Raw genomic sequence first — 4319 nt, 5'->3', positions numbered from 1 at the left:
CATCCCGATCAGCGCCGGGATGAAGGAGATGCCTTCGAGCAGCGCCCAGGACCCGAAGGTGAAGCGAGGGAAGCCGGTGGTGTAATCCATGCCGACGCAGGCGATCAGCAGGCCGATCATCAGCGAAGCCATACCCTTGAGCAGGTCGTCACCTGCCACCAGCACCGCGCAGCTGAGGCCGAGGCAGCCCAGCCAGAAGAACTCGAAGCTCGAGAAGGTCAGCGCGAAATTGGCCAGCAGCGGTGAGGCGGCGATCAGGATAACCGTGCCGATGATACCGCCGATGGTGCCGAAGACCGCCGAGGCGCCGATCACGAACCCCGCCTCGCCCTTCTCTACCAGCGCGTTGGCGTCGGTCATGTAGGCGGCCGACGCGGGCGTGCCGGGAATGCGCAGCAGCGCGCCGGGGATGTCGCCTGCGAAGATCGACATGGCCGCCGCCGAGACGATCGAGGCGATGGCCGCGATCGGCGACAGCAGGAAGGTGATCGGGATCAGCAGCGCCACCGCCATCGTGGCGGTGAGGCCGGGCAAGGCGCCGACCACGAAGCCGAAGAACGAGGCGACGACGATGGACAGCAGCGTGTCGGGACTCGCCACCAGTACGGCGGCGCTCATCAGGTCCGAGAACATCACAGCACTCCCGTCAGCAGGCCCGAGGGCACCGGCACGCGCAGGAGCATCCGGAAAATCAGGTCGAAGGCGACCGTCAGCCCCACCGCCAGCGCCAGCGACATCACCGGGCGCCGGAACGCCGCCAGAAGGCCCACCAGCAGGATCACGAAGACAAGGATCTGGATGCCCACCGTCTCGCCGAAGAGCACGATGGCGAAGACCGAGGCGAGGATGTAGAGCGCCGCAAGCGTGCCGCGCCGCAGGGTGACGGTGTCGGGCATGGTCAGGAGTTTCGGCGCGCCCTCGGCCGTGCGCACGCCGCGCAGCACCAGCCCGCCGCCGAAGATCACCAGCCCGATGCCGGTGAGCCGCGGGAAGAGGTCGGGGCCGTAGCTCTGGCCCGCGACCTGCGGGAAGCTGCCCACGTGCCAGATCACCGCGACCCCGAGCAGCGCCAGCAGCGCTCCGATGGCCGTGTCATGGATTTGCATGGGTCAGCCTCCTTTTCAGTCGTCGCGATCCGCCCGCGTCACTTCTCGAGCTGGTCGAAGATCACCTGCATCTTGTCGAGATCCTCGGCCATGAAGGCCTCGAACTCGGCACCGGGGCGCCAGACGTGCTTGAAACCGCGCTCCTGCAGCGTCGCGACGAAGCTCTCGCTGTTTGCGGCGGCCTCGACGGCCTTGCTCAGCACCTCGAGCGCCTCGGGGTCGAGCCCCTTCGGCCCGGTCACCCCGTGCCAGAGACCGTAGGTATAGTCGATCCCCTGCTCCCGCAGCGTGGGCACCTCGGGGAAGATATCGACGCGCTCGGCGGCCATGGTGGCGAGCGGGCGCAGCTTGCCGCCCTCGACCAGCGCGCGGGCCTCGACCAGCGAGGCGGTGGAGAAATCGCTGTTGCCGGCGGCCACGTCGAGATGACCCTTGGTGCCGCCCTGCGTCGGCACCCAGATCACATCGTCGGGCGACAGACCCAGCGCGAACATGAGCCCGAGGAAGCCCGCGTGCCAGCTTGCGCCCGGCGCGGCACCGGTGCCCTTGATGGTGCCGGGGTTCGCCGTGATCGCGGCGACCAGCTCTTCCATCGATTGGTAGGGCGAGTCCACGCTCACCGTCACGCTGCCGGGCAGTTCGTTGGTCTGGCCGATGGCGGTCATGTCCGCGTAGGTCAGCGGCGCCAGCCCCTGCGGCTTGTAGAGCGAAATGTCCGAGGCGATGAGCCCGATGGTGTAGCCGTCGGGACGCGCGCGCGCGATGGCGGTCTGGCCCGGAATGCCGCCGCCGCCGTCGCGGTTGACGACCGACACCGGCTGGCCGAGCTCCTTCTCGAGCTCCACCGCCAGCGTGCGCGCGACGATGTCGGTGCCGCCGCCCGCCGGGTACGGCACGATCAGCTGGACCGGACGCTCGGGGTATTCGGCGAAGGCGGCGCCTGCGACCATGGTGAAGCCGGCGATCAGCGCGGCGGCCCTGCGGCGGGTGGTGGTGAACATGGTGTGATCCTCCCTGTGATCTCTGGTCAGGACAATGTCAGCCCGTAGGTGTCGGCGGCCGTCCCGGCGAAGAACGCCCGGCGGTCGCGCTCCGGCAGTACCGAGGTGATCTCGATGAAATCCTCGATGAGCCGGGGAAAGCTGCGGAACATGCCGTCCACCGGCATGTTGCTCGCGAACATGGCGCGGTCGGCGCCGAAGAGGTCGATGCAGGTCAGGATGACCTCGCGCTGTGCCTCGGTGGTCCAGTCCTCGCCCCGCACGCCGAGCCCGCTCACCTTGATGCGGACATTGGGCGGGGCGGCGGCGCTGGCGAGCGCCTCGGACCAGGCGCTCAGAACGGCGGGCTCTCGGCTGCCGGGCACGCCCGCGTGGTTGATGATGATGAGCGTGTCGGGGAAGTCGCGGGCCAGGTCCGCCGCGTCGGGCAGATGCCAGAACGGCGTCTGCAGCTCGAAATGCAATCCGTGCGCAGCAAGCCCGGCGTAGCCGCGACGGAAGGTCGGGCAGTTCATCGACCCCGCGAGGTCATGGCCGCGCGACCACTCCCCTGCCGTGGCAAAAGCCCTGGGCTTCTGGCGCAGCGAGCGGACCAGCGGGAAGGCGGCCTGCGCTGCGATCAGGTGGTCGGCGTCGGGCCGGTCGAACCAGACCTGCGCCGTCATCGCAGCCGGAAATCCCGTCTTTTCATTGAGTTCCGCGATCCAGAGGGCCTCTCCCAGCGGATCGTCGGGCGACCATTCCGCCTCCATGTGCACGGCGGCGGCGATCTCCCACGGCGCCGCAGCGGCGCGGTAGTCGTCGGGCAGGAAGTCCGCCTTCACCGCGCTGTAATCGCCGTAGCGGTGCGGATGTTGCACGCCCTGCATGAGCCAGGGGTGCTTGCCGAGCGACAGATCCCAGACATGGCAATGGGCATCCACGATCTGCATCGCATCGATCTTTGCTTCGCTGGTCACAGTGCCTCCCTGCCCAGTGCGGGCGCCTCGGTGACGAGCTTTGCATGCAATATGGGGGATTTGTCAAAGATTTTTGACGGTAAATCCGAGATTTGTGCAAAATTGAATGCACTCAGTCAGTTGGCTCGGGGGTCTCCAGGGCTTTGCGTGCAATTTTCCAACCTGCGCGGTGGTGCGCCCGGAGCAATTCCCGTAGAAGAGGACCCTGCCGCCGCCTCAGCGCCTCGAGAATCTGCGCGTGTTCGGCCACCGCCTGCGCCCAGCGGGCGTGATCGCGATTCCCCGCAAAACGGAACCGGCGAATGCGGGCGCTCTCGCTGGAATAGACCCGCGACAGCGCCTCGTTCTGCGCGGCGTCGATGATCTTCTGGTGGATGTCCTGGTTGATGTGGAAGTAATCCATCAGCTCGCGACGCTCGAAGGCCTCAACCATACGCGTGTCGAGCTCGGCGATTTCCTCGATCATCTCGGGGGTTGCGCGTTCGGCGGCACGCTCGGCGCCAATGCTTTCCAGTCCGATCAGGATCTCGAGCGAGTCCTCGACGTCCTCGGGCGACAACCTCACCACCGTCGCGCCCGCGTTGGGACGGATCGACACCAGCCCCTCGCCCTCAAGGATCTTGAAAGCCTCGCGCAGCGGCGTGCGCGAGATCCCGAGCCGCTCGGTCAGGATACGTTCGTTGATCCGCTCGCCCGGAGGAATCTCGCCGCTGACGATCAGGTCGCGGAGAAAATTCGTCACGAAGGTCGATCGCTGCCCGCGCGGCCAGCCGGCGACCTCCTCGGACAACGCCTGCCACCTGTCTTCGCCCATGCCTGACCTTCCTTATTGCATGCAATCAATCTAAAAAACCGCGGGGATTTGCGCAAGCTGGTTGACGAACCACGTTTTGAATGCAATCAATCTTGAAATTGCCGATTCAGAGGGTCGGCTGAGGAGATTTCTCGCAGATTGCGCGCAATACGGTGCCCGGCACCGATCCGATGCGCATGCAATCGCCGCAGATCCGGGGACCGCGAATGAACTACAACGCCTATTTCAGCGCCGACAGCCGCACCGTCGAGGCCTGCATCATCGGCACCGGGGGCTTTGGCCGGAGCTTCCTGTCGCAGGGCCTGCGCGTGCCGCAGATGTCGGTGCGCATCGGCGTCGACGTGGACGCGGCCACCGCGGCGGCGGCCATGCAGGACGTGGGCATCTCTTCGGACGACATCCGGATCTGTGACGACGCCGAGAGCGCCCGCGCCGCCTT

At 66.8% G+C, this 4319-nt stretch carries 5 protein-coding genes and 1 pseudogene; 1 reads left to right on the top strand and 5 read right to left on the bottom strand.

Annotation, left to right across the window (positions count from 1 at the left end; all coding sequences use genetic code 11):
- The 5 genes from HC022_RS20175 to HC022_RS20155 form a co-directional block, all read right to left on the bottom strand.
- A partial coding sequence (locus HC022_RS20175; RefSeq protein ID WP_167453611.1) for a tripartite tricarboxylate transporter permease occupies positions 1-633 on the bottom strand: 633 nt, incomplete at its 3' end.
- Positions 633-1106 carry a tripartite tricarboxylate transporter TctB family protein gene (locus tag HC022_RS20170; protein WP_167453610.1) on the bottom strand — a complete coding sequence of 158 codons (474 nt, stop codon included), beginning with the start codon at positions 1104-1106 and terminating at the stop codon, positions 633-635. The genes HC022_RS20170 and HC022_RS20175, both read right to left, overlap by 1 nt.
- Positions 1107-1144: 38 nt before the next feature.
- Positions 1145-2107 (bottom strand): tripartite tricarboxylate transporter substrate binding protein, encoded by a 963-nt coding sequence (locus tag HC022_RS20165; protein ID WP_167453609.1) that lies wholly within the window; start codon positions 2105-2107, stop codon positions 1145-1147.
- A gap of 26 nt (positions 2108-2133) precedes the next feature.
- Entirely contained in the window at positions 2134-3066 is a 933-nt protein-coding gene (locus HC022_RS20160; RefSeq protein ID WP_167453608.1) for an amidohydrolase family protein, read from the bottom strand.
- A gap of 112 nt (positions 3067-3178) precedes the next feature.
- Positions 3179-3880: a GntR family transcriptional regulator gene (locus HC022_RS20155; RefSeq protein ID WP_008887502.1), complete on the bottom strand. Its 702-nt coding sequence runs from the start codon at positions 3878-3880 to the stop codon at positions 3179-3181.
- A 206-nt stretch (positions 3881-4086) separates the two neighbouring features.
- On the opposite strand from HC022_RS20155, the pseudogene HC022_RS20150 reads away from it, so the two are divergent.
- A pseudogene (locus HC022_RS20150) lies at positions 4087-4319 on the top strand (flagellar biosynthesis protein FlgA); the annotation flags it as partial.

This window comes from Salipiger sp. HF18 (assembly GCF_011806505.1).
GTDB classification, from domain to species: domain Bacteria; phylum Pseudomonadota; class Alphaproteobacteria; order Rhodobacterales; family Rhodobacteraceae; genus Salipiger; species Salipiger thiooxidans.
Note: the sequence above shows the minus strand (reverse complement) of the source record. Positions and strands in the feature narration are given on the sequence as shown.

What these genes read in the sequence shown, in the direction of transcription:
- HC022_RS20155 (WP_008887502.1), bottom strand. Translation starts at nt 3,880, where the DNA reads ATGGGCGAAGACAGGTGGCAGGCGTTGTCCGAGGAGGTCGCCGGCTGG.
- HC022_RS20165 (WP_167453609.1), bottom strand. Translation starts at nt 2,107, where the DNA reads ATGTTCACCACCACCCGCCGCAGGGCCGCCGCGCTGATCGCCGGCTTC.
- HC022_RS20170 (WP_167453610.1), bottom strand. Translation starts at nt 1,106, where the DNA reads ATGCAAATCCATGACACGGCCATCGGAGCGCTGCTGGCGCTGCTCGGG.